Here is a 26,498-nt window from a genome sequence, read left to right as displayed (position 1 = left end):
TTTGTTTTTATTGATTTTCTTTTGTCTAAATTGATCATTATTTAACTCCGAAATTTACATAAAAATAAAATAATTTTTTCCTTTTATATTCAATGTTCAAATTAATCGAGTTCAATCTATAAGGAAAAAATATATTTTATAAGTTTAGATATGAAGTCTACCAGCTAAAGATAACTTTGAAAAAAAGGACTGATTTTTTTAATCAGAATTATAGGATTTAAATATGGAATTATTATGGATGAAAAAAATATTATTGAAATCACTCTAAATAATAAGGAGAAACAAAAACTAATACAGGAATTTAACGATATCCCCTATGACCCTTTAGGTGGAGAACACTACATTCAATTACTGAGGAAAAAAATATACGGGGTATTACCAGAAACATTAATTAATACACTAACAATTCAACGCAGTGCTAGTAAGCTAGTCTCTGCAGTAGTAATTAACAATGTTCCAATCGATGAAGCCATTTATGGAAGTCCGGACTTCGAGCAAACAGGTAAGCTGTTTAAATCTGGAACTCTTAGTGAAAACATCATCACTGCTTTTGCTGCCTTGGTGGGCGAACCCTACTCCATCTATTTTGAGGGGCAAGAGCTTGTTAATAATTTAACGCCACAAGCCCAAAATCAATTTGATTATACAGGATTGGGTTCTGAAGTAGAGCTTGATTTTCATATTGAAAATGCGGCATTACAGTATGTTGCTGAAGATGATTATTCACCATCGGGTATATTCTTTCTAGGTATTCGAATTGATGAAACCATTGAACCAACAAAAACACTTATCGCAGATACTCGAAAATCCTTAAAATTATTAAGCACCCATGATTTGAAGATTTTATTCGGAGAGAACTTTTATTTAAACCTCCCCTATCGATGGCGCGAAATTTTTTCTCATGAAGCAATGGTTAAATGTCCTGTCTTAAGAGGAACATTAAATAAACCACGGGTGTCTGTTGCTTTTTATTCGAATATGATGTTACCCATCAATCATGCAGCCAAAATGGCGTTAGCTCATTTCCATCAAGCAATCAAAGAAACAGCGGAAGTCATTCAAATTACTCCAGAGAAATTAGTGTATGTGGACAATCGTTTTACGCTGCACGCACGAGAGCGATTTACGCCAACCTACGACAATCAAGGTTGTCCTTATCGATGGATCCAACGTATCTTTGTAAGCCCCAGTTTATGGGCATTCAGGAATTTTCAAACTATGGGTGGACGAGTCTTTCTTCCCCATTCGAATCAAGGAATCGATCATGTTTTTTCACACATCCCAGAAGTTGCCTAAAGGACTTTTTAAAGCCTGTGTTGTTCCCAGACCCATTGCCTGGATCAGCAGCAAAGATACTGAGGGCAATCCTAATTTAGCGCCGTTTAGTTATTTTAATATTGTCTGTGAAGAGCCACCGATGATTATGTTTGCCACAACCGGTTCACATGACAGTGGTGGGGCTAAAGATACGTTAAAAAACGCGGAAGAGACTAAAGAATTTACCGTCAATTTAGTGAATTACCGCAGTAAGGAGGCAATGAATATTACCTCGCTGGATTTTTCACGAGGAATTAACGAATTTGCTATGGCTGAGGTGGACCATTTACCTGGAGAAATCATTCAAACCTATCGCGTTAAAGGCGCACCTATTAGTTTGGAGTGTGTTTATCACCAATCGGTGCAATTACCGACACCCGATGATTCGAGTCTAATCAACCGCATGGTCATCGCAAAAGTTGTTGGCATTCATCTTAATCCTGACATTTTAACCAAGGATAAACGAATCGATACCAACAAGCTTAATCTCATCGCACGAGTTGGCTACAACGCTTATACCAAAGTCAAAGCGCATTTTGAGTTAAACAGACCGTGCGGGTGCTGTGATAAATTAATGGATTAACAAGAATGAATAAAAAAACAATCAAAGTAGGTATTATCGGTGGAATGGGGCCTTTAGCTTCTGCATCATTTGTTGAAACTCTTTATGCAGCCTATCTAAATGAGAGTACTTTAAAAGAAAAATACCATCCTCCTTATGTGTATTTATACTCAGAGCCCTTGCAGACTCAATCCACAACGCTGATGTCTATTAATCAAAGTAAAATGGAGCTCTTAGCAAAGCTCGAAAAAAATACAGATAATCTAGTTCAGCAAGACGTGGATTGCATTGTTATTTGTTGCTTTACTGCCCATACATTGCTCCCCCAATTATTGCCTGAACACCAGACTAAAATTTGCTCCCTGGTAACACCGGTTTTGGAGCATGTACTGGCACAAAACACTCAATTTATTGTCCTTTGCGCCTCTTCCGCCAAAGAAGGACAGGTTTTTGAGAGCCATTCACTTTGGACAAAGGCAGCACAGCAAATTACTTTTGTTGAGAATGAGGTGCAAACACAACTGAATTCGTTGATTAAAGCAGTGAAAGACAATCACGTAGACGCGCAGCTACTGAATGATTTTTTAGAGTTTATGAGCCAATTTCCAGAGCACCAATTTATTATTGCTTGTGCAGAACTCCATATCCTCTATAAAAAACTCCAGGACTATACTCAAATGCAGTTCGATAAAGTGTTTGATCCCTTTTATCACGTTGCTCAAAATATCTGGGGTTAATTGGGATGAAAAAACTCGATTTACTTCCCATTGCAAGAGCAATGGAAACCATTTGCCCTAGCGTTATAAGCGATTTAAAAACAAATTGGGACGAGACTCTGTCCTCCTATATAAACCAAGTGTGGCAAAAACCTATTTCTTGTGTAAGTCCAATTGCGCGTCAATCTAGAGCGAAATTCTATTCAGCATTGAAACTTTTCTTTGGGTCACAACCTATTAATTTTGAATGTGCTTTTTCTGAATTTGACCGCTATCCCATTTTACAAACTGGACCCCATTGTCAGTTGTACACCAATGAGGTTGATTTTAATGCCATCTTGATGAGTTGGATGGGAAGCAAAATCCATCGGCTAAACCATATGTTTCTCTTAAATAGCGTGACACGAACGCTACAATGGAGTAAAAAACAAGGTCCGGGATGGCTTAACCTAAAACATGAGGTAATTAATTTATTTGCTTTAACACCTAAACAGATGTCTAAATTGAGTGTGTGTTCCCCCTACCCTCGATTGACTTATTGTAGGGATAATTTCACCCAATGTTTGAGTCAATCAAATTATTTTGAACAAAAAGGACTAGACAAATTACTGACATCAATTGATTTTAAAGAATATGAAGGGTTTATTTCTGCATTCACTTTATCGAATCAACGTTTACTGGCCCAGTGTACTCAAGACCAAGAAATCCAGCCATTAATCATGAACGATTATTTCACCTCACTTTTAGTTGCAGAACATTTACATAAGCCTGAGGGAATTATTTATCAGCTTATTTTTTCCCCTGAGAAACGCACTAAATTGAACCATTCAATCGCCTCAATGATGCATGAAAAGAGTCATATCTTCTTAAAACAAGGCACAGAGTTTTTCTGGGGCGTCAGAGACAATAAAATACGTGCATTAACCATTGAGAATCATGTTCTTAAAGAAAAGACAACCAATCTAAGCAAACAATTAAAAATACCATTAGACCATCAATCAATTCGAACAGCACTTATTGATGGGTTACTTATCCCTAATATTTTTTTAAGCTTTCTTGTTTTATGCCTCATGCCTCAAATTCGGGTCTTGGGTGGAACAAGGCAAATTGCTTATTTTCCTTTAATCCAAAAAATATTTTGCACGCTATTAAATCCCGATATACTAGAAGAGCACGAACTCCTTCAGGAGCTACTAAGCAATGATTTAAACGCATGGGGAACCAACTTCATTCAGGATAAGTTAACGCCACTTGAATGGCTTGGCCGTTTACCTTCTGGAAAAGAATTTTCTTCATTGAGCACTTATTATCTCAATAAATCGGTTGCAGAAATTACCCAAGAATTAACAATTTTTAAGGAACATCCAACATGGAAGCATATGATATAAACCCATCGCCTTGTTTATTGATTATTGGGGCACGAGAACATACGTTACAAAAACTTAAGACAATGGATATCCGCTATGTGCTGATTCAGTCGCAACTCGATCCTTTAACCAGGTATTTGGATGAAAACATTATATTCATTGATACTTATGAGAATCTTGCAAAACTAAGGCGAATAGCGAAACACTTACATCAAGTACATCATTTTAAAGCGGTTGTTTCTTTTACCGAGTTTGGTTTATATCCTGCTGCATTAATCGCTGAGCAATTGAACATTAAAGGCAATGCCGTATTTCCAGTAGAACATACACGGGATAAATTTAAAATGCGTAGTTTACTTAAGCATCAGCTTGACTCTATTGCCTATCAACGCTGTACCTCTTTAGAAGACGTAGCTGCCTTTTATAAACAAATAAATGCCCCTTTTATCCTAAAACCAATTCATGGGGCAGGAAGTCAGGGAGTTTGCTATGTAAGTTCTCTTGAGAGCATTCCTAATGCCTGGAATTGGGCGGTAACACATGGCAGCCAAGAATTTATTGCAGAAGAGTATCTTTTAGGCGAAGAATACAGTGTGGAATCCTTAAGTTTGGATGGGCAACATCAAATCATTGCCATTACTGAAAAGCTTACAACTGAATTTCCCCATTTTATTGAATTGGGTCATTATTCTCCTGCTCGCCTAACCCTAGAAATACAACAAAAAATACAGCAAATCATTCTTCGTTTTTTAGATATTATTCAGCACCAAAATGGTCCAGCTCATACTGAAATTAAAGTGCATCAGGGTGAAATTAAAATTATCGAATCACAAACCCGAATGGGAGGTGATCAGATTTGGGAGTTGACCGAATTAACCACAGGTGTGGATGTCATTTCTGAAACAGTGCTCCATTTATTGGGATTAACTCAAAAAACAAGAAATAAAAAAGAAAATGCCGCTGCTGTTTTATTTTTTGCGCGGGAATTTGAAGAGATTCTTGATATTAATGGACTTGAGTCGGCAAACAATTTACCAGGAATTGTTCGTATTCATTGTACCCTGAAAAAAGGTCAGAAGTTTGGGAAACTAAGCTCTTCTCAATCCAGACAAGGATATATTTTAGGAACAGGACGCAATCTTGATGAAGCTATTTCTACAGTGCGTTTCTCTATGGAACAAGTACAAATAACAACAAAAGTTCACCTCGATTAGGGAAGTAATATGTTAGAATCTATGTACCTTAGTACAACTCGATCAGGTAGAACATTTTTTAACATTTCACTCTTTATAATCGCTTTTTTTATCATGAAATTAGGGCAATTTTTGATCGTACCTTTTTTAGCAATTTACTTGAACCATTTTTCACTATCACCAATTTCTATCGGGGTTATTATTGCTTCCGGACAATTAAGTCACAGCCTGACAAGCTTATTCATAGGTCATCTATCGGATCGTTACCCTCCGCAGCAAATATTCATCATGACTTTATTTGGATCGACTATTGCCTATGAGGCTCTTTATCAAAACCAATCCTTAATGTGTTTTATTGTATTAAATACCATCATTGGCGTATTTCGAGCAATTTTTGATATTGCATCGAAAACATTGTTGGCCACCAGCATCAATGAGCAACACAGAAATGTTGCTTTTGGTTTGCGTTATGCCGTTTTAAATTTAGCGGCAGCTTTAGGCCCATTAATTGGCGCACGTTATGCTGCTGAACACTCAACACAGCTGTTTCATCTCATCGCATTCGGTTATCTTTTTACTGGTTTTTTGTTGTTAATGTTCTGGTCAAAAAAGAAAAATCTGCGCCCCCCAAAAGACTATTATGGCTCAAGCGCCTCCGTCACGGATACACTACAACTTATCGCAACGAACTCCTCTTTAAAAAGGCTCTTTCTGATTAGTTTTATTTGTTACAGTTTGTATTCTCAAATAACCTCTTCGTTAGCGCAATATATTGTGCGACAATTTGACGATGGGGTAGTGATGTACAGTAACATGCTAATCGTCAATGCAATAGCCTGCGTTTTGCTGCAGATTTTTATTGGACCTCTTCTCAGAAGAGTCAATTATATGTTGCTTGCATCTACTGGGTTATCATTATTAGCACTAGGTTTCCTGGGATTCTGCTTTGCCCAAAATAGCTTTTCACTGGATGGATCCATGCTGATTATATCCCTAGGCGAAGTTATTTTTTTCCCATTAAATGATGTGTTTCTTGCTAAAATTACACCACCTCATGTGATGGGTAGTTGTTATGGTGTTCTTAATGCTTCCGCAATTGGTTTGGCTGTTGGACCAGTTTTAGGAGGTGCGATATATCAGTTAGCTGACTATTATTCTTTATTTTTAATCTGCTCGATAAGTTCTCTACTTACGATTTTTCTTTATAGAAAATTGGTTGCTTTGAATGATACTGATTGAAACAACAAAACTAAAAAGTCCCCAAAGCTCCAACATGAAAAATTCATGCTGGGACTGTTTTAACTCGGTATTAATACGGGTGTCTCTTTCATCCTTTTGTCCCATGCAAAATAATTGCTGTCGCTTCCTAACCAAATCGGTATAATTTATTAATTCGACAGCACTCATTCAGGATTATTCAAAAACATTGGATCATCATATCAAAAAGGACAATAATCTAACATTCAGACCAAAATAAAACAATCATGTATCATATTTTTAACATTGATATATAACTGTTTTTATAAGAAGTATAGCCTATTTGCTTACAAACAGGCTTTTTTCTCCATTCACGGAATTAACAGTGAGCCGGCCAGACTGTTTTTGGTACGCCATGAATCATTTTAAATGTGAGTCAACAAAGGTATAAGAATCGGACTTGCACTTCCAAGTTTCATACCATGAAGGTGTTGATTAAATATTGCATAGTTATCATATGAACGGGTGTTCAGTATGGGGAACATAATATGGTCAAAGAAAGAAGCTCGTTTTTCAATTTCTTCTCTGTATATTTTTGCAACGATTACCGGATCATTATTAAATTCACCACAACCCCAAGCACCTAAAACGACATTGCGTCGTCCTTCAATAATTAAGGTATCCAGTTGAGCTGCGATACGTCGACGCAACTCTGCTTTGTAGTGTCCTAGTGCTTCATCTGTTAATCCATGAGGTGTAGAGGGAAGCTCCGGGGCGGCTGCTCTTAATTCATAAAATGGAAAAATATCAGATTTTGGAAGAAAAGAATAACTCAGTGCACTGTCTGCAATATGACCGACTGATGTAAAGTAATAAGAATCAGTGGGAAATGTTATTTCCGGTCCTCGGAAGCATACTCTGGGTTCTCGGTGAAATAATACCTTATATGGCTGGGAGTCGACTTCATAGAAGTGGTCCTCTAAGATTGCACGTTCCTCATCAGTCATTTTTATCTTGGCTTCCAGCAGCTTGCTTGCTGTTTCATTGTAGCGAAATGTTTTAGACGCTTTATCTAAATAAACGCTTTTGTCCAATAAAGATTGGACACAAGTGCTTCGATGCCACATATTTTCTTCTTGGGCGCTCCCTCCTTCCAAGACAGCACCTCCCGGGAAAACTGGGTTTGCCATATTGAGCACAGAATAAGCCACACCATGTTTTTTGGTTGCTTCGAATGTTGCAAGCCCCCAATCTTGATTCACTACTTCAACTGACTTTGGTGAAGAAGATTTTTTTTGTTCCCATTGATTTAAGTTCGTTTGTGCCTGATTTTGTAATTCCATCGATTTTTGTAAATCAGTGACCCATTCCAATGTTTTTCCCATGCTTTGATGGCGCCATCTATCTCCAGTATAAGTCCCTACAAGCCAGTTTGGTCTATGTTCAGCATAAACTTCTTTAATTACAGAAGCTTCTTTGGCTATAGGTCTAAATAGTGTCTTTAAAAACATTGGTCCTAACCTTAATTTGTATTTTGCATATTCTATTTTGAGAGTGTATTTCTTAAAAACTTAGGAAGTAGTTTTTACTAAGTTTCACCCTGATTTATAGAACACAGTGATGATCAAATTCTGTAGGCACAACAGCTTAGAGCATTAGCAAATTGAATTTTCTTTAATACCAAAGAGAACACGTTTCATTTTTGATAGTTTTAATGCAACAAGGCAGATTTTACTCTTCAAATAGCACTATTCTAAGCAATTGTATCCTTCCTATTTATTTTTTGATTCAACAATGATTAAGTCGAACAAAAGAGCAAATTTTAAACATAATGACCAAAAAAGTCAATTTTTGCTTGCCGAGGGGTATTGCGATAATCAGGCTACAGCCTCATCGTCCAACAAGAGCGTAGCCAGTTTTATAGCCCAGCTTGGGTCGTCGTTATCTTCAATTAGCCAGGCTGCCATCAAAACTAAGCGCACAAACACCCAATCCTTGATTCGTTGAGCGTCAAGATTTGATTTTTGCGCCAGTAAGTCAATTCGGTGCGCAAATATTTTTTTTACATTAACCGTAGTCGCAAGCTCCGTAATGTACATAAAATCAAAGGCTGCAATTTCAAATTCTGCCTCACCAACTACACCTTTAGGATCAATAGCTAACCAGGCGTTACCATGCTTCAGGATGTTGTCATGATGCAAATCACCATGCAGGAAAACGAGTGACTTCAGTGAAGAGAGCAATTTATTTCTCAAATCAATCGCTCTATTTAATATAAATGCAGGGATTTGTTTCGATGTAGGCGTATCAAGTGCTTTTAGCCAATCAGCAATATGGTAATCATTCTGTTTTTTAGGTAGATGCTTATTATGAAGCTTTTGCATGGTCTGCACGTAACAGTCCATCACATAATCGATTTGAGCAGGATATAAAGACTTAAGCGTAATACCAGGAATCGCTTGTTGTACTAATAACGCATTATATTTACTATTATAATCAATAAGCTTAATCGAGCCTTGAGAGTTAAGATTCATCAAAGCCTGTTTTTCATTTTCAATACTTTTTTTGTCATAGCTAATTTTTAAAACGACAGGCTGCTCACCATCTAAAATTGCTTTGGCAACATAATTGAACGTCATATTGAGAACAGGGATTACCTCGCTTAAGTTCCAATAGTCTGTAAGCGTTGCAATAGTAACTGGCAAATTAGCAAGCCAATGTTCTCCCTTTGCCCCATATATATTGGTTATGTTTTGCTTTAGTTTTTTCATTTAAATAATCTCCTGCACAAAACATAAATTAAATTTGGCTATTAAATCTAAAGACATTTTTCTTGCTGTTGTTTAAATGCGCAATTTCACGAGTATATTCAGTAAAGTTATTTCCATTATAATGTTTCATCGTTGCCCGCCAGAATCGATATGCCCCCTCATTGCCCGGTATAACCATTACCTCCCATGTGCCAGGAAATTTCTTAAAACATTGTCCTGCGATATATTGGCCAATCCCTTTATTTTTGAATTTTCGTACCACAAAAAATTGCGCCATATTAAAGTCAATTTCAGGCTCACTTCCTTTTTTATCCACGATGACAAAACCAGCCAGTTCCTTTTCATAACGGACTACAAATGGGAACGAGTTTTTATCCTGCCAATATTTTTTAAAATCGATGCACTCATACAAACCATCCTCTGGAATTTCCCAGCCTTCTTGGTTACCAAGATATTCACTCATGTCATATACATAAAACCTGCCTAGATTTTGAATCGCAGGATAATCTTCTAAAGTCGCCGGAATCAGTTTAATGTTGTTGTAATCAATAAAGGACTTATGAATTTCGTACATTGCTACTTCATTATTCCAGTAATGCGTACGACCTACATAATTCATTTGGACTTTTTCCAATACTTTACGAGAACGCTCATTGTCCGGATGAACAATGCCAACCAGTTTTTTAACCGGTAAGTGCGCAAATCCCCAATGAATAAGTGCTTTTGCAAGCTCCATACCGTAACCTTTATTCCAGGATGTTTTAGTCAACGCATAACCCACCTCAATATCTGGTTGACTGTCATCATAAGCAAGATAAATTAGCCCTGCTCGACCAACAAATATTCCGCTCTCTTTTTCAAATACACAGCCTAGACTAAAATGATGTTTTTCATAGTGTGTAATCGCTTTCTCTAAACCCGTCATTACCTCAGCTTGGGTGCGTACTCCTTGGCCAATATATTTCATTACCTCAGCATCAGATTGTAAGGCGTATAAATTATTAAAATCTGCCAATGTAGGGGTATTAATAATTAAATTTTTTGTTTCTAAAAAAAGACTCATAGTACTCACTCAGCAAGTATAGGTAACTCTTAATCCACATTTTACCGAATACTTTTATCAATTAAAGAGAAGAGGATTCGTGTACTCCAATAAATTGCAAGAAATGAGTATCATATAGGGGTTTTTATTATATCTGTCTCAATTCAAGCTACACTTGTTATATAACCTTATTTAAGGAAATAGTAAGAATGAGTAGCAAGGCGCCCGTTGTAATTGGTGACGTGGAAATCAAACCAGGAGAACGCAAAACTGTTTTATTACCTATGCCCAAATTATATGATTGGACACCTATTAGTTTGCCAATTCATGTGATTAGCGGCTTGGAAGAAGGGCCCACATTATGTATTACCGCAGCCATTCATGGCGATGAAATCAATGGTGTTGAGATCATCAGACGCTTTTTGAAAAAAAAGGGACTAAAAAATATCACTGGAAATGTCATTGCAATTCCCATTGTTAATGTATACGGTTTTTTGTATCAGGAACGATATTTAATGGATCGCAAGGACTTAAACCGATCATTTCCTGGCAGTTCGAATGGATCACTAGCATCCATCCTTGCAGAAATTATTAGCAAGCAAATTTTATCTCAATCAACCCATGCGATTGACCTGCACACCGGCTCAAACCATCGTTTTAATTTACCTCAGATCAGGGTAAATCTTGATATGCCAGGCATCGAAGACTTAGCCCGTGCTTTTAATGTTCCAGTGATCCTGCACTCGACTTTTAGAGATGGCTCAATGCGAGAATATGCCAATGAACAAGGTATCCCCATTTTAGTTTATGAAGGAGGCGAGTCTTTGCGTTTTGATGAACTATCAATCAGAACGGGGATTAATGGTATTTTGAGTGTAATGGGGGCATTAGGCATGATTAAACTGGGTGGATACGGAGTAAAAAAATGTACTCCTACTATTTCCAGAAACAGTTATTGGATAAGAGCCCCCATAAGCGGCATCTTAAGACACATTAAAAAATCAGGGAACCGGGTCACTAAGGGACAAGTAATTGCAGTCATAGCCAATCCGACCAGCACGGAAGAATACAAATTAAAATCACCGCTTTCCGGAATTATTATTGGTGAAAATATGTTGCCGCTGGTGCATTCAGGACAGGCTTTATTCCATATTGCCAGCTTTGAAAAATTGACCATCGTTGAAGAACAGCTGGAAAACCTGCAAGAAGCTTTTGACTTAAATGATTATGAAGATTAGAGTCTATGTCCATTTCGCTAGTTTGAGTCAAAATAGCCTGATTTTCTGTGCTCCGAAGTGCAGCATACATGCAGTATGTGAGCATAACAGCACAGAAAATCAGGGCAGTTCGGCGCCAAGGTAGTAAAAATGTAACCCATCAAAAATAATCAAGCCAAAATCGTAATAATGCAGTTACCGCTTGCGGCGACTCCATAGGTGACATATGGCCGGAATCTTCGATAATGGCTAACTTGGAATTGGGGATTTTGTCTGCCAACTCTTCATGAACCGCCAGAGAAAAAATTTTATCTTCGCGCGCATGAATAATTAAAGTAGGCATTGCCAGTGAGGGAAGAAAAGAAAGGCATTCATCGCGAGCTAATAGAATTTTTTGTTGAGTGAGAAATGTCTGTTGGCCAACATTTAAGAGCATGGAAAGCACTTCTTTCTTGACACGATCATCGTATACGTAAAGATCTGTAAGCATTTCGGCAACAACCTGAAAATTTCCCTGCTCCACTTCCTGTATCATTTCTATTCTTTTCTGATGTTTTTCCTCAGAGTCTTGTTGGGCGGAAGTATTTACTAAACATAATTTCGCAATGCGTTCGGGAACTTTTCTCGCAAGCTCTAATGCCAACCATCCCCCCATAGAATGGCCTGCCAGGAAAAATGTACCTTCAACCTTGTTTAAAACACTTTGAAGTAACTCTTCAGTAGAATTTCCATGGATGAGTGGAATAGTCTGGCATTGTACGAGGTCTTGCAAATGATTTGTTTGATAAGACCATACGCTATGATCCGATAAAACCCCAGTTAAAAAAACTAATGTTTTTTGCGACACAATACCTCCTCTTAAGAAGAACGCTTTGTAAACCACAAAATTAAATCATCATCCACACAAACCATAGAACCTGGCGCAACGAGGTTATAAGCATAGGTGATTCCCAAACCATCGGGAATATAACCCCGTTGCACATAAAGTCTCTGGGCCTGACCATAATCTGCATACAGCCCTACACCAATTCCAAGTACAGGATGTTTTTTAAATGCTTCGGCTTCCGCACAGTCAAGAAGGGCCGTAGCAATTCCTTTATTCCGATAAGGAGGTAAGACATTCAAATCCATAATTTCAGGAATTTTTTGCTGGCTAAATGATGGATAGGATGATTGCCATTTCAAGGTAATATACCCTGCAAAATTCGTTTCATAAAAAGCGACCCAAATTAGCCGCTCTTGATGTTCCTGTTCCTGCAAGTAATTGGTAAAAGTGATTCTGGGTTTTGGCCAATTATACGCTGCAAATTGCTGCACGATTAAGCCGATGTCCTCTTGCTTCATTAAGCGGATATGCATGGGTATTGAGTTCATTTATTGCATCTCAGTATAAAGGTACAAAACATATTGGTATTGATCCTCCATAACAGATAATATCAATAAAAAAAGAGAAAAACAGCGGATAAAATTATCCATTTTTATTCTAAAGAGGTTGTATCTATGGCCAATAAATCTCTGGATACTTATTTAAGTTTATGTACTCAAGTCTACGATCTGAGCAAACCACTTCCGCCAGCAGATGCCTGGAATTTTTATTTGAGTTATGCAAAAGAAACAGAAGGCCCTATTTTAGAACCCATGTGTGGTACGGGACGTTTTCTTCTTCCCTTGCTAAAAGAGGGATTTGCCATCGAGGGATTTGACGCCAGTCAATCCATGTTGGATGCACTGCATGCCAAAGCAAAAGCACAACAGGTAACTCCTTTAGTCTGGCATGGGTATCTTGAGGCGCTCAGCCAGGCAAAGTACTATGGATTAATCTTTATTCCTAGTGGTTCGTTTGGCCTAATCATTGACTTGGCTGAGGTGAAACACGCATTAAAAATGATTTATCATCATTTAAAAGACGATGGTATTTTTGTATTTGAAACCGAAACCCTAAATGCTGTCCCTAAAGAATTAGGCGTTTGGCGTGGTTCACGTTGGTACCGTGCCGATGGACAAATGATTTTATTGAGCCAGTTGGCCATGCTTGAAGAAACCATGTGTTATTCCATTGGTAAATATGAGTTAATTAAAGCAAATCAGCTCATAAAAACTGAAGTTGAGGAATATAAAATTCGTCTTTATGACAATCCTGCTCTTTTACTCGATTTGCTTCGTGAAACCGGCTTTAGAGAAATTCGCCTGGTTAAAGCATTTGATAGGTCAGCATCTCCAGATAAACAGGATGAAACCATTCTCTATGAATGCAGAAAATAATTCAGTGTGTCTCTGGGCGCAAAACTATCTAAATCAACAGGGGTATTCCACCCAGGAGCCATTCAGGCTCATACAGAGTTCAGCTTGGGCCAAGGTGTATCAAATAACCACGACAAAAGGCTACTTGTATTTAAAACAAATACCCAAATCATTTGCGATTGAGCCTAATTTATTACACTACCTACGGAGTTTTTTTCCCTCATTAGTACCGGAAGTGCTCAGTCATAATTCCAATTTACACTGTTTTCTAATGCGCGGTAGAGGAACGCCACTTAGAGAAATTTTTGCAATCAATTATCAAGTTGATTTGGCCAAAGAGGCGCTTAAATCTTATGTGCAGATCCAAACAGGCCTTATAAGCCAAATTGATTCTCTGTTGGCACTTGATGTCCCTGATTGGCGTTTGGCGAATCTGCCTGATCTCTATTTAAAATTATTCCATGAATCTGAATTTTTAAACCATGACGGTTTAACCTCAAGTGAATTACAACACCTTATTTCTTTGCATCCCAGGGTTACTGAGATTTGCCAGCATCTTGCGCAATACTCTATTCCTGAAACAATTGAGCACAGTGATTTTCATGAGAATAATATAGTATATCAGGCGCAACATCTCACGATCATTGATTGGGGTGAAAGTGTTATTTCCCATCCTTTTTTTTCTCTAATTTCTTTTTTGATGAACATGACGCGCACCCATCAAATAAAAGGGCAAAATGAAATTTACACTATATTACGAGATACTTATTTGCGTTACTGGAATGCTTTTGAATCGCAAGAGCGATTGCTGGATGCTTTTGCATTAGCAAAACGCTTAAGTCCCATTAAATATTGCTTAAGTTTTTTTCGCTTAACTCAATGCCCGGGATGGTATGCTATCGAACGTCATCAAGGACAAATGGCACAAGTGCTACGCACATTCCTCGAGTCAGAAACAAAAGCGAATAAAAACTAATTCCTTTCATTAGAGTTCTTATATAACTTATATAAGCTGTGAATTTTGCTTTAGTGCACAGCACAAACGTTTCGAGAGGCGGAGTTTACATGAAGTAAATGAGCATCGGAGAAACGCTTGCAAACGCAGCAATAAAGTAAAAGGCGCAGGTTATACAAGAGCTCTATTTTATGATGGAGATATCCCATCTTTCTCAATTCGACAATGCAATAATTTCCAATAACCAAATAGATTGGTCTTTCGAGAATCCAACAATTTTAATGCTTTGTAATCAAGAATCGAATGCACAGAAAAATCGGATTTAAAACCTACGAGTTCATTAATTCGTGCAAATGTTTTTTCAAAAAAGCGAATTACCGGCTGTTCTGAAGCAAAATGGTTCACAAATATAATTTGTGCTGTAGGCTTGGCAACACGCGTTAACTCCTGAAGAAAAGCATGTACATCAGGAACCACAGACGCCACATACATGGCAACAATAAAATCAAAACTGTTATCTGGGAACTCTAAATGGGCGGCATCCATAACCTTTAACTGTACCCGCTCTTCCAGCTTATTTTTTACTACCTGCTCTTCTGCCTTTTCCAACATTTTTTCAGAAATATCGATTCCGGTAATCTGCAAATCACCACGATAAAGCGGCAAAGATAAACCAGTACCAATCCCAATTTCCAGTACAGTAGCATTTTGCTTTGCCCCTTTATTGACTATCTCAGTACATAAAGAACGACCCGGGTTAAAAATGGAACCAAACAGGAAATTATAGAACGAAGCGTAGATATTATAAACTTTTCTTATTGAAGCTACAGACATAAGCAAACTCCATGAAATGCCAATAATTTAATAAAATTATTGAGCTCTTACCTATAAATATAGGGCTTAATCGCTAAAAATAAATTGGAAAATAAGAACAATTATCCTGCTGTTTTTAGAGTTCTATTTCCAATAATCAAATAATAACCCTTGCACGCCAAACACCGGATCACTTTGGGGTAACCCAGCGTTTTTAATCTGCTCATTAACATGCGGATGCTCTTCTGCTGTTCCATAATTCATATCAAAATCAACATCCCATGGATAAGCGCCAATGCATTTAAAGCCCCTGGATAAACTCAGGCTCTTATGCGCCACACCCGCGGGAATGATCACGACATCCCCCTGTTTCACCTCATAAATTTTGCCTTTATCTCCTCCAAATTGGACTGTACCCTCTCCTTCTATCATAACTAATACTTCATGTGTGGTACTGTGATAATGATGATAGTCATAAATCGAATCAACCCATGATTTACCCCAATGATTTCTCAGTAACAAATCCTGAATAGCTTGTGGTGATTGATTTGTGGCAAACGTTTGTTTGTAAATCAATAAGGGATAACGCGGATTATTGGGAAAAAAGCCATTGGCTTGAATCAACTCATGGAGCACTTCTTTGGGAAGAGCTGGTGTTAGCGTATCCTTTTGCATCCTTGTTGCCTCTACAATTTTTTAAGTGGAGCTAATCGCTTAGATATTTTTCAGAACAGTTAGAAAGCTTGCCCTTTTATTAAATCAAGAAGGGGCTGGCTCAAAAGCTATGCATTCATCACTACTTTCTTTCTTTTGAGGAGCAAAAAAGCCAGGTTTTTTTTTCCTTTCTGCTAAAATTCCATCCGCATAACCAGTCCATCCATATTGATTGAGCAGGGCGTTTTGATAAGCGACACGCTCTTCCCCTGTATAAGAATTAGGATCATCGGAAGTAAGTCTACCGTCTGGAGCTTTATAGAAAATTGATAGTTGACGCTTAAAACGCGGTTCCGTGAGTTTTTGCAGTCTTTCTGGATTATTTTTTTGTCTCAGCATCGAAATCCCCTTTATTTTACAAAACATCCTTACTTGTGAACTGTTTATATCAAATATAAGGTAATGAAACAATACAATTCAATTTGATCAATAATAAAATTACTGACAAAATAGCATCCAACTTATTCAACTTAATCCAAGTCCGCTATCTCCTGTCCACTGCGGATAAAGCGCAGTGGGCAGGCTTGTGAGATTCTCCTAGGGTTGACCACAGAACAGACAAGACTTTGAGTTCCTTAGCTTATTTATTCATTACATCCGTCAAGTATTTCTTCTATCTCATTATAAGACCTTAAGTAAATCCCTTAGTTTTTTAACAAACAAAAAGTTTACAAATTGTCTATACTTATTCTGTCCTATTAACAAAAGTGACGGCTTGATTTCATATTTAAAAAAAAGAGTGAAATTGTGTTTTTAAACTTCAACCATGAGGACAAGTAAAATGGATCTAAGTAAACGTATAGAACCAAAAACCTGGGCTTTCGTTGAAAAAATCAAGAAAGCTGGCGGTAAACCACTTTATGATCTTCCGGTAAAAGAAGGCAGGGCCATTTTTGACAAATTGCAAGAATTGCCTTCAGGAAAAGAAACAGCTGATGTGGATATTGAAGATCGTACTATTCAACATTCTAAAGGTAAATTAGACATTCGAATTGTTCGTCCCAAAGGCTCAAAAGAAAAACTACCGGTAGTCATGTTCTATCATGGTGCAGGTTGGGTTTTTGGTGATTGGCAAACTCATGGTCGTCTTGTTCGTGAGCTTGCCGTAGGTGCTCATGCAGCGATCATATTTGTCAATTACTCTTTGGCTCCAGAAGCACAATACCCAACCCAAATTGAAGAAGATTATACTGCATTGAAATATATTGCAGAACATGGAAAAGAATTGAATCTTGATTCTTCTCGCTTGGCAGTTGCTGGTGATAGCGTTGGCGGAAACATGGCCGCAGTTATGACGCTTCTTGCCAAAGAACGCGGTGGCCCCAAAATTGATTATCAAGTACTTATTTACCCTGTGACTGATGCCAATTTTGAAAATGATTCTTACAAAGAATTCGCTGAGGGTCCCTGGTTAACTAAAAAAGCAATGCAATGGTTTTGGGACAATTATTTACCTGATAAGGCAAAAAGAAAAGAAATAACTGCCTGTCCTTTGCAAGCATCGATTGAGCAACTCAAAGGATTGCCGCCTGCACTGGTAATCAATGGTGAATGTGATGTATTGCGCGATGAAGGTGAAGCCTATGAACACAAGCTTAATGCAGCAGGTGTACCAGTTACTGGACTTCGTCATCACGGCACAATTCATGATTTTCTTATGTTAAATGATCTTGCTGATACCCCGGCATGTCGTAATGCAATCGAGACAATTAACAGTCATTTGCGTATGGTTTTTGCCAAGAAACACTAACAACACCATTAAATAAAGGAATATCTTGCCTGCGTCTCGCCCCCGCAACGTGTTTGGGGGACGAACGTAGAGAAGGTCATGAACCACTCACTTAACTTAATGGCAGTGATGCTTGAGGGATATCACTATGCGGTATCCCTCTTTATTTTCGATCAAGATAATTCGAGATCCGATATCGTTTTTTTGTTTTCAGATCCTCTTTTTTTTATTCCTGTAAATAAAGGCTCCTGATATCCTCCTGGAATACCATTTTTGGAAAAAACAATTTGCCATAACTGGTTCGTTCGCGCACGAAAAGTACCGGCACACGCTAATAAATAATAGCGCCACATCCGATAAAACCGCTGGTCATATTGATTTTTTAAATGCTCCCAATTTTGTTCAAAATGCTCATTCCACGCCATTAAAGTATGATCATAGTATGCCCCGAAATTAGCCCAATTTTCCATGACAAACAATCCTTCTGAGGCGTGGCTGATTTGTTCCATGGAGGGAATCATCCCATTAGGAAAAATATATTTGTTAATCCAGGGATCTGCTGCTTTTGTAGTCTCATTTCCACCAATGGTGTGTAACAGAAATAAACCATTGCCTTTAAGGCAATCACGAACTTTTTGCATGTAAGTGCGGTAGTTTCGATAACCGACATGCTCGAACATTCCTAAAGACACAACACAATCAAATTGTTCATGAAGGTCGCGATAATCCTGAAAGCGAATTTCTATAGGTAAACCAGAACAATTTTGTTTTGCATAATCAAACTGTTCTCTGGATATAGTAATTCCAACAACACTGACTCCATAATGTTCTGCAGCATATTTTGCAAAAGCACCAAAACCACAGCCGATATCCAATACATGCATTCCTGGTTCAAGCTTTAATTTCTGACAGCTTAGCTCCAATTTGTTTAATTGCGCGGTATCTAGATCATTTGCATTTTTCCAATAGCCACATGTGTAATTCATGTGGCTATCGAGCATGGATTTAAATAATTCATTTCCCAAGTCATAGTGCTTTCTACCCACTTCCAAGGCACGCTTTTTTGATTGATGGTTAATCAGTTTGAGCCAAATTAATTTTGGCCATGACCACTTATCAGATTTAATTTTCTGGTCAAGTTGGGCCTGGAGAATACGGGTAAAAAATTGGTCGAGACTTTTACAGTCCCACCATCCATCCATGTATGATTCACCAAGTGCTAAAGAACCCTCATTAAAAACTCGCTGGTAGAATTCTTCATTATTAATTTGAATGTCCCAATCTTCATTTCCATTGGGAGTAATTCCTGCTGAATGCAAAAGGTCCGTTGCAATTTTTTTTATCTGCTGATTCATGAATAGACTCTTCCCTTTGAACTACACAATTCAAGAATATCAAGTGAGTAACTTTTAACGGGTCATCTTACTCAACTTATCCTGTAAAAAAATAAATATTTCAAACAACAAAATTATTAATACAATATATTTTCCATACATCACAACATTATCTATTATAAAATTTGTGTATCCATTTTGTTTGTATAAAGCAAGAGAAAACGAATAATACATTCCTAAAGTAAAAATTCGCGTCCATTGCGAAAGATTATAAACAAAAATACCCTCAATAAAACCTGCAATTTTTATTCGATAATACATTTTGATTAATCCCATTCCCTCAACAAAAAATAATAACCCCGTTGCAAGGCTCCAGGTACTAAGAATTACCTTAGCATCAAAAGCCTGGGTATCAGTACTTGCCAATCCAGAGATAGACAAAGCACCATGAATAATACTGTTTCCGTTGCTCCAACCTAAAAACAAACGTTTTTTCGAGCATGAAATCAGGTACTTTCCAATAATTATTATTCCGGTTATATAGAATAGATAACCCAAAATAATTAATAGCTGAGTTATCAAAAGAGGGGGGGCGAATAATCTATGGGTGATTAAAGCTAAGGCTTGAGTACTGACGGTAAGAAGTAAAATATTTCCTGTATGCAGCTTTATTTTTTTAAAAAAAATATGCCGCAAATTAATAAAAGAAATACCGATGTAGATTGGCCAAATGATTAATGCACAAAGGGCCCATGCCCAAATTATACTGTGCCATAAAGGCAATTCTTGTAAAAACAATATCGCTAATATTGAAGAACCTGCCACCCAGGTACCAATACCAAATTGATTTATTGCACGTGCAGTAAACAGATTAAAGCCTCCCTCTATGGTGTGCTTAATGAAAAAGCATATTAAATAAAGTCCGATAATGAACAACTCCAGAATAATGAGTTGTCTCAGTAAAGGGGTTACAAATTGAAGTTGCGGCAACACATCAAATCCGGCAATACCAATAGCCATGATTATGCTGCCGACGGCAGTTTGACACGAGGAACTTTTTTTATAAAAGTGATGAATAAATGCTGAGATAAAAAGTAAAATAAAAAAATACAGAACTAGGTAATTTCCCATAAATTAATAAGTCTGTGCAAAGATTCAGATGAAGAAATATCCTTCATTCTACACGCGCCTGGAATGATGTCAAAAATCGCCTGGGTGCAAGCTATAGTTAATTCTTTTGATGAAGGGCTAGCGATAGTAGCCTTGATGGAGCAAAGCTACAATTACTTAATAGCCCAGCCTATTAAAAACTATCAGACTTTATTAATAACCACTCGCAGCGCTTGCAACTTTAAAGTGGTACTGTGAATGAACTCTTCACTTTTAATAAGCCGTTTTTTGTAAAACGCAATCTCATCTTCACGTATTGAGGGATTAATCTTCTTTAAAGCTTCAAGCCGATTTACTTCATGGGTAATGCTCTCTTTCATCTGGTTTGTAGCGTGTTTGATGATCTCTTGAAGTTGTCCTTCAGCCACTTTTTTGCTCTGGGTTAATATGAACTCAAGATCAGCATGGATCTGCTGAATAATCGGGTAGCCTAAATGACGTTTAACAGGCTCACACATTTGATTTAATTGTTTGTAATCCAAAATGCTGGAAAGATTCTTTCCAGAAACATCCATGAGCACACGAATCGGTGTAAGCGGCAAGAAGCGATCTAATTGCAAATTTTTTGGTGCGGCACAATGGGCCGTAAAGAATGATTCCAAAAATAATGTTCCAGGCTTTATGCTTTTTATAGAAATAGTAGCCAAAGTTGCATTTCCCAACTCGGAATCCAGGATCATTTCCATACATTCGCTGACCATAGGATGTTCCCAGCTTAAGAACTCGACATCCTCACGCACCAGAGCTTTAGAACGAGAATAGGTCACCGTAACCCCATCTTCTTTTAACCCTGGGAAATGACTTGTTTTCATGTGATCCGTTGGGCGCAATATTTCCGTAGCTTCAGAATGGTACTCATGGTCAATACCGTACTCCTGAAATACTTGCGCCATATAATTTTCCAATTCCAAAAAATTTTCCTCTGCCTCTATGGCAGCAATCAGTGCCTCTGCTTGAGGTGCATTACAGGAATTTAATTCCAATAACCGATCCCGGCCTTCGTGAAGTGCCTGATTAATTTGTTCCGCGCGTGTTTTTGTTTCTAAAATTAGTTTTTCGAGCTCTTGCGGATTTGTATCGACTGTATCAAGAATTGGCAGTAATTCATTTTCAAATTCTTCATAAAGTGTAAAACCAATAGAGCAACTCCTGGTAAATAAGTTAATCCCTTCGTGATACCAACGAAACAATTTCTCTTGTACGGTATTCAACAGATAAGGGACATAAATTTCAATAGTATGCCGCTGACCTATGCGATCGAGCCGACCGATGCGCTGCTCCAACAAATCAGGATTTAATGGTAAGTCAAACAATACTAAATGATGGGCAAATTGGAAGTTCCGGCCTTCACTTCCTATTTCAGAACAAACGAGTACTTGGGCGCCATTTTCTTGTTCTGCAAAATAAGCGGCAGAACGATCTCGTTCGATAATAGATAATCCCTCATGAAACGAGGTACTGCGAATTCCTCTCTTTAATTTTAAATACTGATCTAAAGCAATCGCTGTATTTGCCTTGGCACAAATAAGAAGAACTTTTTGGGGATGCAGTTCATTAATTTTATTCACTAACCACATTACTCGAGGATCATTTTCAAGCCATATCTCTTTATTCACAAGTTGCTCGGGATAAAGCTTCCTTTGACCTTTTTGTTCCTCCATAGAAGAATAAATCTCGGAACATTCCAAAGGACAGGGATGCACGCGTCGCTCAGGGAAGCCTTGAATCGCTGCCCGGGTATTGCGAAATAAAACACGCCCTGTTCCGTGGCGATCTAATAAGTCTTTAATGATCTGGTTCATACTTAAGCCTGTTATCTCGCCCAAATAAGCTTCCAGCTGAGACTTATGTTCCGCACTCAAGGCATCTGCCGGCGTCTGTTCCTCATAAGCCATCAATTCGTGCACAAGTTTATTGATTTGTTGGTACCCTTCTTCTTCTTTTTTAAATGCAGAAAAATTATAAAATCGTGAAGGATCAAGCAATCTTAAGCGAGCAAAATGACTGGCAATTCCTGCTTGTTCTGGTGTTGCAGTCAAAAGCAATAAACCTTTGCTTTGTCTTGCTAATTCTTCAATGCATTCATACTCAGGACTCTTTTCTTCTTCGGACCAATGTAAGTGATGTGCCTCATCGACAACAAGCAAATCCCACTGACTGGCCATCGCCTGTTGGCGTGCTTTTTCATTTTCCATGAGAAAATCCAAGCTGCATAAAACCAATTGCTCGTTTTCAAAAAGATTCTCTTGTGATGTACCGAGCTGCATCCCTTCTTCTTCCTCTAACTCATATACAAGTTCATAGCGCTCTGTATCGATGATTGAGAAATACAAATTAAAACGACGAATCATCTCGACAAGCCATTGATGAGTCAAAGTTTGGGGTACCACAATCAATATTCGCTGGGCACGGCCAGTACCTAGTTGATAATGAATAATCATGCCTGCTTCTATGGTCTTGCCGAGCCCTACTTCATCTGCAAGCAAAACTCTTGGAGCATGGCGTTGTGCTACCTCGCTAGCAATATACACTTGATGTTTCAGATGACTGGTTCGTGAACCCAATAATCCCCTAACCCCAGATTGCTGTAATCTGCTGGCATGATGCAAAGTATCTATTCGTAATTTAAAGGTATTTAATTTATCAAGTAAACCACTAAAAAGTCTCTGTTCTGGAGTATTAAGCTTGATAAAACAATTCAGGGAAAGTTCACTGATCTGAAACTCATTGCCAGCGTCATCTACTCCTGTATAAAAAAACAATCCCTGGCGCTCTTCAACATGAGTAACACACATCTTTTGTTGGCTCGATGTAGTGATTTCATCACCTTCTTTATAAATGATACGGCTCAGTGGGGCACTGTCTGTAGAATAAATACGTTCTTCGTCAGCAGCGGGGAAACTTACGCTCACCTGTCTCCCATTCAAATCAATAATGATCCCTAAACCGAGGTGTGTTTCTGTATTACTTATCCAGCGTTGGCCAATACTAAAAGTCATAAAAAAACCATTTTATTTTTGTCAAGTGCGACTAAAATAATCAAAAATTTGCATAAACACAACTTGACTTGTAGCCTTTTTTTAAATAGCATGGCTCGAATTTAATCAACCCTAGGGGTGCCACTATGGAATCAAAATTTAACAGAGATGACAGAAGATACAGAGACGAGGAATATAACAGCGAAGACACTCAATACCCCACCAGTTATTCCCAAACATCTCCTCAACATGTAACCATTGAAGAAGAAAATGATGAAGGCTCATATTTTGATTTATTCTTGGGTACTCCAGAGCAAAAAGAGAAAATTACAACTGACATTAAATTGAAAGCATCTCAAGGTTATGAATTTGCAAAAAAGAATTTTCACGGATTTTTCACTCCCTTTGATAGCAAAAAAGAATTCGGCATTGTTGCCGCTGCTCCTTTAGGCTTACCTATAGCTTCGGCGCTTATTACTGGTGCTGCAGTGATTGGTGCCGCTGGCGCAACACTAACCGCACTTGGTAGCTTAGTTTTTGCAGCCGGTTATAGTTTAGATGGCTTACGCAAAGATCATGAAGAGTCAAAAGCAAAAGCACACGATGCACTAATTTTTGCTGCAAAAGCAGGTATTGTTGCTGCTGTTTGTGCTGCAGTTGCAGTTGTTGCCGCTGTATTTACCGCGGTTATATTCCCACTAGCACTCACTTATTTGATAAGCCGTAGTCTTACAACTGGTGTTGTAACTGGTCTTGCAAAAGTTGATGAGTGCATGTCTTCTTGCGGTAGTGAAGAAGAGCATGGCTCTAGCTACAGAAAGAGTTATGTGTAAACATGCTTACATTAGTTGGGCTTTTTAGTCCAACTAATAATGTATAATGAATTTTTTCGCACTCGTTAAAGAATAATTTAGTTACTTAAGCAAACCGTTACTCGTTCCAAAATAAATTTTTCCTTGTCTTTTTATATTATTCTGGTTAAAAATAGTAGTCACAGGAAGATTATTCAACAGAAAAAGGAATTCACATGGCTACCAATGAAGAAGAGCTTCAACTGCTTATCGAGATCGATACTCCCAAAGCAATAGATCAAGAAGAATTACAAAAAATACCGATAGAAGAAATACAAACCAAACTACAACGCATTAATTCCGATGCCGATCCCGAACAAGACAAACTCCAAAAAATTACTATAACCAAAGAAATATTTGAGCAAATCAGAAAAAGCCTGCAAGAAACAGTTAAAAGCATGGAAAAAAATCCAAGTATTTTCTCACGTGCGGCAGAGTACTGGGGTGCGTTACCTCTTTGGCAAAAAATTATTGGGGGTGTCGCCTTAACAGTTCCTACGCTAATCATTGGCATCGTGGCACATATTGGTTTTCTTTTGGCCGTTTGTGGGGTTACTGCCGTTACTTATACCGCTGGAGGTCTCATTCTTGATGATCATCATAAATGCAGCACCAGCGCTGTCGAAAGCTTGCAAAAAGGTATTTTAGGTCTGGCTGATCTTCTTGAGTTAACCATTAATGCCCTGGATATTATTCGCCAACAATTAGCAGTAGAAATTCAAAAATTTGTCAAAGAAAATGCAAGACTTGTAGAAAATATCGACGCATTAAGCAAGCAAATTGATGAGATAGACAAACAAGTTATGGCTGCATCCAAAGTAAATATAGCATTAGGTGAAACCAAAGATGGATTAGAAGCAGTCTCTGGCGTACTCAAAGAAGGCGTGACGCAACATACTGATTTTTTAAAACAAAACCGAGAGAAACTAGATCGTATTACTGAAGCATACAGCAACAGCCAAAAAGAATTAGCAGAAAAAGTTCTTGAGGTTAGAAAGGTACGCGATGAACTTGGAGAGGATCTTAAGCGGGCTAAATCAATGATAGATACGTTGCACTCCACTATATCGCAACTATCAACCTCTGCCATTGGCAATGAAGAACAACGCCTGGCGTTTCAGGAAAAACTGGATCTCTTCATAAAGGATAAAGAATCAAGTTTTCTATTAATCGCTGATCGCATCTGTGACGCGGAACGCAAGCTTGCCCTGACGCAAAAAGAATTGGAAAGCTCCAACACGCGCTATCAAGAGCTCCTTAAAATACAGGAGCAACACATAGACACACTTAAAACGCTAAGCACACCTTCAGATCAAGCCCCCCAAATAACTCCAGTTGGCGAGTTATTGACTAAAAATGGATTTTACGCGCTAAAACAAGAAGTACCAGTTCTTGGGGCAACAGACCCTAGAACATCACTCGAAGCAACTATGTAATATGACTCCTATCTCCCTCCCCTCTCCTCATATTTTGCTTAACTGGAGGGGGGATTTTTAAGATGCTCCATAAACTGCAGCGTATTTAAAATACCGTGCCTTATTCCTTTTTACCTTCTAAAGTCAAATTATATGCCTCTAAAGCGGCTTTGACTGCTGCACGCTCGCTAATTCGTTGATACCACTCCAGTAAATGAGCAAACCGCTGCTCGTCAATGGTCTGCTGGTAAAAAATTTGAAAACAGTAAATCCAAGGCCAAATTGCCATATCCACAATAGTATAATCCGCACCACCTATATATGAACATTGGGTCAATTGTTTTTCCATAACACCAAGCAAACGATCACTTTCGTCTGCATAACGTTTCAGTGCATGGGGAACCTTTTCTGTGGCACGATGAAAATAGCCTAACTGACCAAACATAGGCCCTATATGGGCCGCTTGAAAAAAACACCATTGCAAAATAGTGTATTTCTCTGCCAATGATTCAGGTAAAAACTTACCATGCTTTTCTGCAAGATATTCCAATATAGCAACGCTTTCAAACAAATAAAAATCTTTTTGTGAATCATATAAAACAGGGATTTTATTATTCGGTGAAATTTTTAAAAATTCCGGATTAAACTGTTCTCCTTTAGAAATATCAATTAATTTAAGCGTATAAGATTGAGACAATTCATGCAGCATAATTGTCGGCTTAATACCATTAGGCGTACCAAATGAGTACAAGGTATACATAAGAACCTCCCTGTTTTTAATTCTTGATTTGAAAGTGCGGCGTAAATTTTTTTCTTTGATTAAACCCAGCCTGATTAATGACAAGATAGACTATAATTCTAAAGAAACCCAGTTATTTTTTAGTCTAATCTTAGAAATCATATGCAAAAAAGGACC

At 38.0% G+C, this 26,498-nt stretch carries 24 protein-coding genes; 12 read left to right on the top strand and 12 right to left on the bottom strand.

Going from position 1 to position 26,498, the window contains the following annotated elements; translation table 11 throughout:
- Window positions 1–234: 234 nt before the first annotated feature.
- From A8O27_RS11085 to A8O27_RS11060, 6 genes are read left to right on the top strand one after another with little or no spacing between them, the layout of a single operon-like run.
- Window positions 235–1,296: a Fe(II)-2OG oxygenase family protein gene (locus tag A8O27_RS11085; protein WP_058459640.1), complete on the top strand. Its 1,062-nt coding sequence runs from the start codon at window positions 235–237 to the stop codon at window positions 1,294–1,296.
- Window positions 1,265–1,900 (top strand): flavin reductase family protein, encoded by a 636-nt coding sequence (locus A8O27_RS11080; protein ID WP_058459639.1) that lies wholly within the window; start codon window positions 1,265–1,267, stop codon window positions 1,898–1,900. The genes A8O27_RS11085 and A8O27_RS11080 overlap by 32 nt, the downstream gene beginning before the upstream one ends.
- A 5-nt stretch (window positions 1,901–1,905) precedes the next feature.
- The gene (locus tag A8O27_RS11075) at window positions 1,906–2,616 is read left to right on the top strand and encodes an aspartate/glutamate racemase family protein (protein ID WP_058459638.1); all 711 of its coding nucleotides are present in this window, start codon (window positions 1,906–1,908) and stop codon (window positions 2,614–2,616) included.
- Window positions 2,617–2,621: 5 nt separating this feature from the next.
- Window positions 2,622–3,983, top strand: coding sequence for a hypothetical protein (locus tag A8O27_RS11070; protein WP_058459637.1), 1,362 nt, complete (start codon window positions 2,622–2,624; stop codon window positions 3,981–3,983).
- Window positions 3,965–5,176 (top strand): ATP-grasp domain-containing protein, encoded by a 1,212-nt coding sequence (locus tag A8O27_RS11065; protein WP_058459636.1) that lies wholly within the window; start codon window positions 3,965–3,967, stop codon window positions 5,174–5,176. The genes A8O27_RS11070 and A8O27_RS11065 overlap by 19 nt, the downstream gene beginning before the upstream one ends.
- Before the next feature lie 9 nt (window positions 5,177–5,185).
- A complete protein-coding gene (locus A8O27_RS11060) occupies window positions 5,186–6,394 on the top strand; it encodes an MFS transporter (RefSeq protein WP_058459635.1) in 1,209 nt (402 codons plus the stop codon).
- A gap of 383 nt (window positions 6,395–6,777) precedes the next feature.
- On the opposite strand, the gene A8O27_RS11055 is transcribed toward A8O27_RS11060, so the two are convergent.
- The 3 genes from A8O27_RS11055 to A8O27_RS11045 form a co-directional block, all read right to left on the bottom strand.
- On the bottom strand, window positions 6,778–7,863 hold the full coding sequence (locus A8O27_RS11055) for a poly(ADP-ribose) glycohydrolase domain-containing protein (RefSeq protein WP_058459634.1): 1,086 nt from the start codon (window positions 7,861–7,863) through the stop codon (window positions 6,778–6,780).
- A 366-nt stretch (window positions 7,864–8,229) separates the two neighbouring features.
- On the bottom strand, window positions 8,230–9,123 hold the full coding sequence (locus tag A8O27_RS11050; RefSeq protein WP_058459633.1) for an aminoglycoside phosphotransferase family protein: 894 nt from the start codon (window positions 9,121–9,123) through the stop codon (window positions 8,230–8,232).
- Between the two features lie 28 nt (window positions 9,124–9,151).
- Window positions 9,152–10,186 carry a GNAT family N-acetyltransferase gene (locus A8O27_RS11045; protein ID WP_058459632.1) on the bottom strand — a complete coding sequence of 345 codons (1,035 nt, stop codon included), beginning with the start codon at window positions 10,184–10,186 and terminating at the stop codon, window positions 9,152–9,154.
- A 188-nt stretch (window positions 10,187–10,374) separates the two neighbouring features.
- On the opposite strand from A8O27_RS11045, the gene A8O27_RS11040 reads away from it, so the two are divergent.
- Window positions 10,375–11,403, top strand: coding sequence for a succinylglutamate desuccinylase/aspartoacylase family protein (locus A8O27_RS11040; RefSeq protein ID WP_058459631.1), 1,029 nt, complete (start codon window positions 10,375–10,377; stop codon window positions 11,401–11,403).
- Between the two features lie 139 nt (window positions 11,404–11,542).
- Here A8O27_RS11040 and A8O27_RS11035 read toward each other — a convergent pair whose 3' ends face one another.
- Window positions 11,543–12,229 carry an alpha/beta fold hydrolase gene (locus tag A8O27_RS11035; RefSeq protein ID WP_058459630.1) on the bottom strand — a complete coding sequence of 229 codons (687 nt, stop codon included), beginning with the start codon at window positions 12,227–12,229 and terminating at the stop codon, window positions 11,543–11,545.
- Window positions 12,230–12,240: 11 nt separating this feature from the next.
- Complete coding sequence (locus A8O27_RS11030; RefSeq protein WP_058459629.1) at window positions 12,241–12,756, bottom strand: GNAT family N-acetyltransferase; 516 nt, start codon at window positions 12,754–12,756, stop codon at window positions 12,241–12,243.
- Between the two features lie 126 nt (window positions 12,757–12,882).
- Between A8O27_RS11030 and A8O27_RS11025 the strand changes: the two genes are divergently transcribed.
- Both A8O27_RS11025 and A8O27_RS11020 read left to right on the top strand, forming a co-directional pair.
- A complete protein-coding gene (locus tag A8O27_RS11025) occupies window positions 12,883–13,644 on the top strand; it encodes a class I SAM-dependent methyltransferase (protein WP_058459628.1) in 762 nt (253 codons plus the stop codon).
- Entirely contained in the window at window positions 13,628–14,599 is a 972-nt protein-coding gene (locus A8O27_RS11020) for an aminoglycoside phosphotransferase family protein (RefSeq protein WP_058459627.1), read from the top strand. Before A8O27_RS11025 ends, A8O27_RS11020 begins: the two co-directional genes overlap by 17 nt.
- A gap of 168 nt (window positions 14,600–14,767) precedes the next feature.
- On the opposite strand, the gene pmtA is transcribed toward A8O27_RS11020, so the two are convergent.
- The 3 genes from pmtA to A8O27_RS11005 all read right to left on the bottom strand — a co-directional run bounded on the left by pmtA (window position 14,768) and on the right by A8O27_RS11005 (window position 16,444).
- Complete coding sequence (gene pmtA, locus A8O27_RS11015) at window positions 14,768–15,412, bottom strand: phospholipid N-methyltransferase PmtA (protein WP_058459626.1); 645 nt, start codon at window positions 15,410–15,412, stop codon at window positions 14,768–14,770.
- A 123-nt stretch (window positions 15,413–15,535) separates the two neighbouring features.
- On the bottom strand, window positions 15,536–16,066 hold the full coding sequence (locus A8O27_RS11010) for a cupin domain-containing protein (RefSeq protein WP_058459625.1): 531 nt from the start codon (window positions 16,064–16,066) through the stop codon (window positions 15,536–15,538).
- 84 nt (window positions 16,067–16,150) lie between these two features.
- Window positions 16,151–16,444 carry a hypothetical protein gene (locus A8O27_RS11005; protein ID WP_058459624.1) on the bottom strand — a complete coding sequence of 98 codons (294 nt, stop codon included), beginning with the start codon at window positions 16,442–16,444 and terminating at the stop codon, window positions 16,151–16,153.
- Between the two features lie 442 nt (window positions 16,445–16,886).
- Here A8O27_RS11005 and A8O27_RS11000 point away from each other — a divergent pair, with 442 nt between their 5' ends.
- Window positions 16,887–17,855: an alpha/beta hydrolase gene (locus A8O27_RS11000; RefSeq protein WP_058459623.1), complete on the top strand. Its 969-nt coding sequence runs from the start codon at window positions 16,887–16,889 to the stop codon at window positions 17,853–17,855.
- Window positions 17,856–18,007: 152 nt separating this feature from the next.
- On the opposite strand, the gene cfa is transcribed toward A8O27_RS11000, so the two are convergent.
- The 3 genes from cfa to rapA all read right to left on the bottom strand — a co-directional run bounded on the left by cfa (window position 18,008) and on the right by rapA (window position 23,337).
- Window positions 18,008–19,189 (bottom strand): cyclopropane fatty acyl phospholipid synthase, encoded by a 1,182-nt coding sequence (cfa, locus tag A8O27_RS10995; RefSeq protein ID WP_058459622.1) that lies wholly within the window; start codon window positions 19,187–19,189, stop codon window positions 18,008–18,010.
- A gap of 54 nt (window positions 19,190–19,243) precedes the next feature.
- Window positions 19,244–20,188, bottom strand: a complete 945-nt coding sequence (locus tag A8O27_RS10990) for a hypothetical protein (RefSeq protein WP_115684342.1) — start codon at window positions 20,186–20,188, stop codon at window positions 19,244–19,246.
- A 293-nt stretch (window positions 20,189–20,481) separates the two neighbouring features.
- Window positions 20,482–23,337: an RNA polymerase-associated protein RapA gene (rapA, locus tag A8O27_RS10985; RefSeq protein WP_058459620.1), complete on the bottom strand. Its 2,856-nt coding sequence runs from the start codon at window positions 23,335–23,337 to the stop codon at window positions 20,482–20,484.
- Between the two features lie 125 nt (window positions 23,338–23,462).
- Here rapA and A8O27_RS10980 point away from each other — a divergent pair, with 125 nt between their 5' ends.
- Together A8O27_RS10980 and A8O27_RS10975 are read left to right on the top strand one after the other, a co-directional pair.
- Entirely contained in the window at window positions 23,463–24,149 is a 687-nt protein-coding gene (locus A8O27_RS10980) for a hypothetical protein (protein ID WP_058459619.1), read from the top strand.
- A gap of 194 nt (window positions 24,150–24,343) precedes the next feature.
- A complete protein-coding gene (locus A8O27_RS10975; protein WP_058459618.1) occupies window positions 24,344–25,603 on the top strand; it encodes a LegC2/C7 family Dot/Icm T4SS effector in 1,260 nt (419 codons plus the stop codon).
- A gap of 100 nt (window positions 25,604–25,703) precedes the next feature.
- On the opposite strand, the gene A8O27_RS10970 is transcribed toward A8O27_RS10975, so the two are convergent.
- Window positions 25,704–26,342, bottom strand: a complete 639-nt coding sequence (locus A8O27_RS10970) for a glutathione S-transferase family protein (RefSeq protein WP_058459617.1) — start codon at window positions 26,340–26,342, stop codon at window positions 25,704–25,706.
- Between the last annotated feature and the right edge of the window lie 156 nt (window positions 26,343–26,498).

This window comes from Legionella bozemanae (genome assembly GCF_001648595.1).
GTDB classification, from domain to species: Bacteria; Pseudomonadota; Gammaproteobacteria; order Legionellales; family Legionellaceae; genus Legionella; species Legionella bozemanae.
The sequence above is the reverse complement of the archived record's forward strand: the minus strand, read 5'-3'. Positions and strand labels throughout refer to the sequence as shown.

Coding starts and splice junctions, on each gene's coding strand:
- A8O27_RS11085 (WP_058459640.1), top strand. CDS start 235: ATGGATGAAAAAAATATTATTGAAATCACTCTAAATAATAAGGAGAAA.
- A8O27_RS11080 (WP_058459639.1), top strand. CDS start 1,265: ATGTTTTTTCACACATCCCAGAAGTTGCCTAAAGGACTTTTTAAAGCC.
- A8O27_RS11075 (WP_058459638.1), top strand. CDS start 1,906: ATGAATAAAAAAACAATCAAAGTAGGTATTATCGGTGGAATGGGGCCT.
- A8O27_RS11070 (WP_058459637.1), top strand. CDS start 2,622: ATGAAAAAACTCGATTTACTTCCCATTGCAAGAGCAATGGAAACCATT.
- A8O27_RS11065 (WP_058459636.1), top strand. CDS start 3,965: ATGGAAGCATATGATATAAACCCATCGCCTTGTTTATTGATTATTGGG.
- A8O27_RS11060 (WP_058459635.1), top strand. CDS start 5,186: ATGTTAGAATCTATGTACCTTAGTACAACTCGATCAGGTAGAACATTT.
- A8O27_RS11055 (WP_058459634.1), bottom strand. CDS start 7,863: ATGTTTTTAAAGACACTATTTAGACCTATAGCCAAAGAAGCTTCTGTA.
- A8O27_RS11050 (WP_058459633.1), bottom strand. CDS start 9,123: ATGAAAAAACTAAAGCAAAACATAACCAATATATATGGGGCAAAGGGA.
- A8O27_RS11045 (WP_058459632.1), bottom strand. CDS start 10,186: ATGAGTCTTTTTTTAGAAACAAAAAATTTAATTATTAATACCCCTACA.
- A8O27_RS11040 (WP_058459631.1), top strand. CDS start 10,375: ATGAGTAGCAAGGCGCCCGTTGTAATTGGTGACGTGGAAATCAAACCA.
- A8O27_RS11030 (WP_058459629.1), bottom strand. CDS start 12,756: ATGAACTCAATACCCATGCATATCCGCTTAATGAAGCAAGAGGACATC.
- A8O27_RS11025 (WP_058459628.1), top strand. CDS start 12,883: ATGGCCAATAAATCTCTGGATACTTATTTAAGTTTATGTACTCAAGTC.
- A8O27_RS11020 (WP_058459627.1), top strand. CDS start 13,628: ATGAATGCAGAAAATAATTCAGTGTGTCTCTGGGCGCAAAACTATCTA.
- pmtA (WP_058459626.1), bottom strand. CDS start 15,412: ATGTCTGTAGCTTCAATAAGAAAAGTTTATAATATCTACGCTTCGTTC.
- A8O27_RS11010 (WP_058459625.1), bottom strand. CDS start 16,066: ATGCAAAAGGATACGCTAACACCAGCTCTTCCCAAAGAAGTGCTCCAT.
- A8O27_RS11005 (WP_058459624.1), bottom strand. CDS start 16,444: ATGCTGAGACAAAAAAATAATCCAGAAAGACTGCAAAAACTCACGGAA.
- A8O27_RS11000 (WP_058459623.1), top strand. CDS start 16,887: ATGGATCTAAGTAAACGTATAGAACCAAAAACCTGGGCTTTCGTTGAA.
- cfa (WP_058459622.1), bottom strand. CDS start 19,189: ATGAATCAGCAGATAAAAAAAATTGCAACGGACCTTTTGCATTCAGCA.
- A8O27_RS10990 (WP_115684342.1), bottom strand. CDS start 20,188: ATGGCTATTGGTATTGCCGGATTTGATGTGTTGCCGCAACTTCAATTT.
- rapA (WP_058459620.1), bottom strand. CDS start 23,337: ATGACTTTTAGTATTGGCCAACGCTGGATAAGTAATACAGAAACACAC.
- A8O27_RS10980 (WP_058459619.1), top strand. CDS start 23,463: ATGGAATCAAAATTTAACAGAGATGACAGAAGATACAGAGACGAGGAA.
- A8O27_RS10975 (WP_058459618.1), top strand. CDS start 24,344: ATGGCTACCAATGAAGAAGAGCTTCAACTGCTTATCGAGATCGATACT.
- A8O27_RS10970 (WP_058459617.1), bottom strand. CDS start 26,342: ATGTATACCTTGTACTCATTTGGTACGCCTAATGGTATTAAGCCGACA.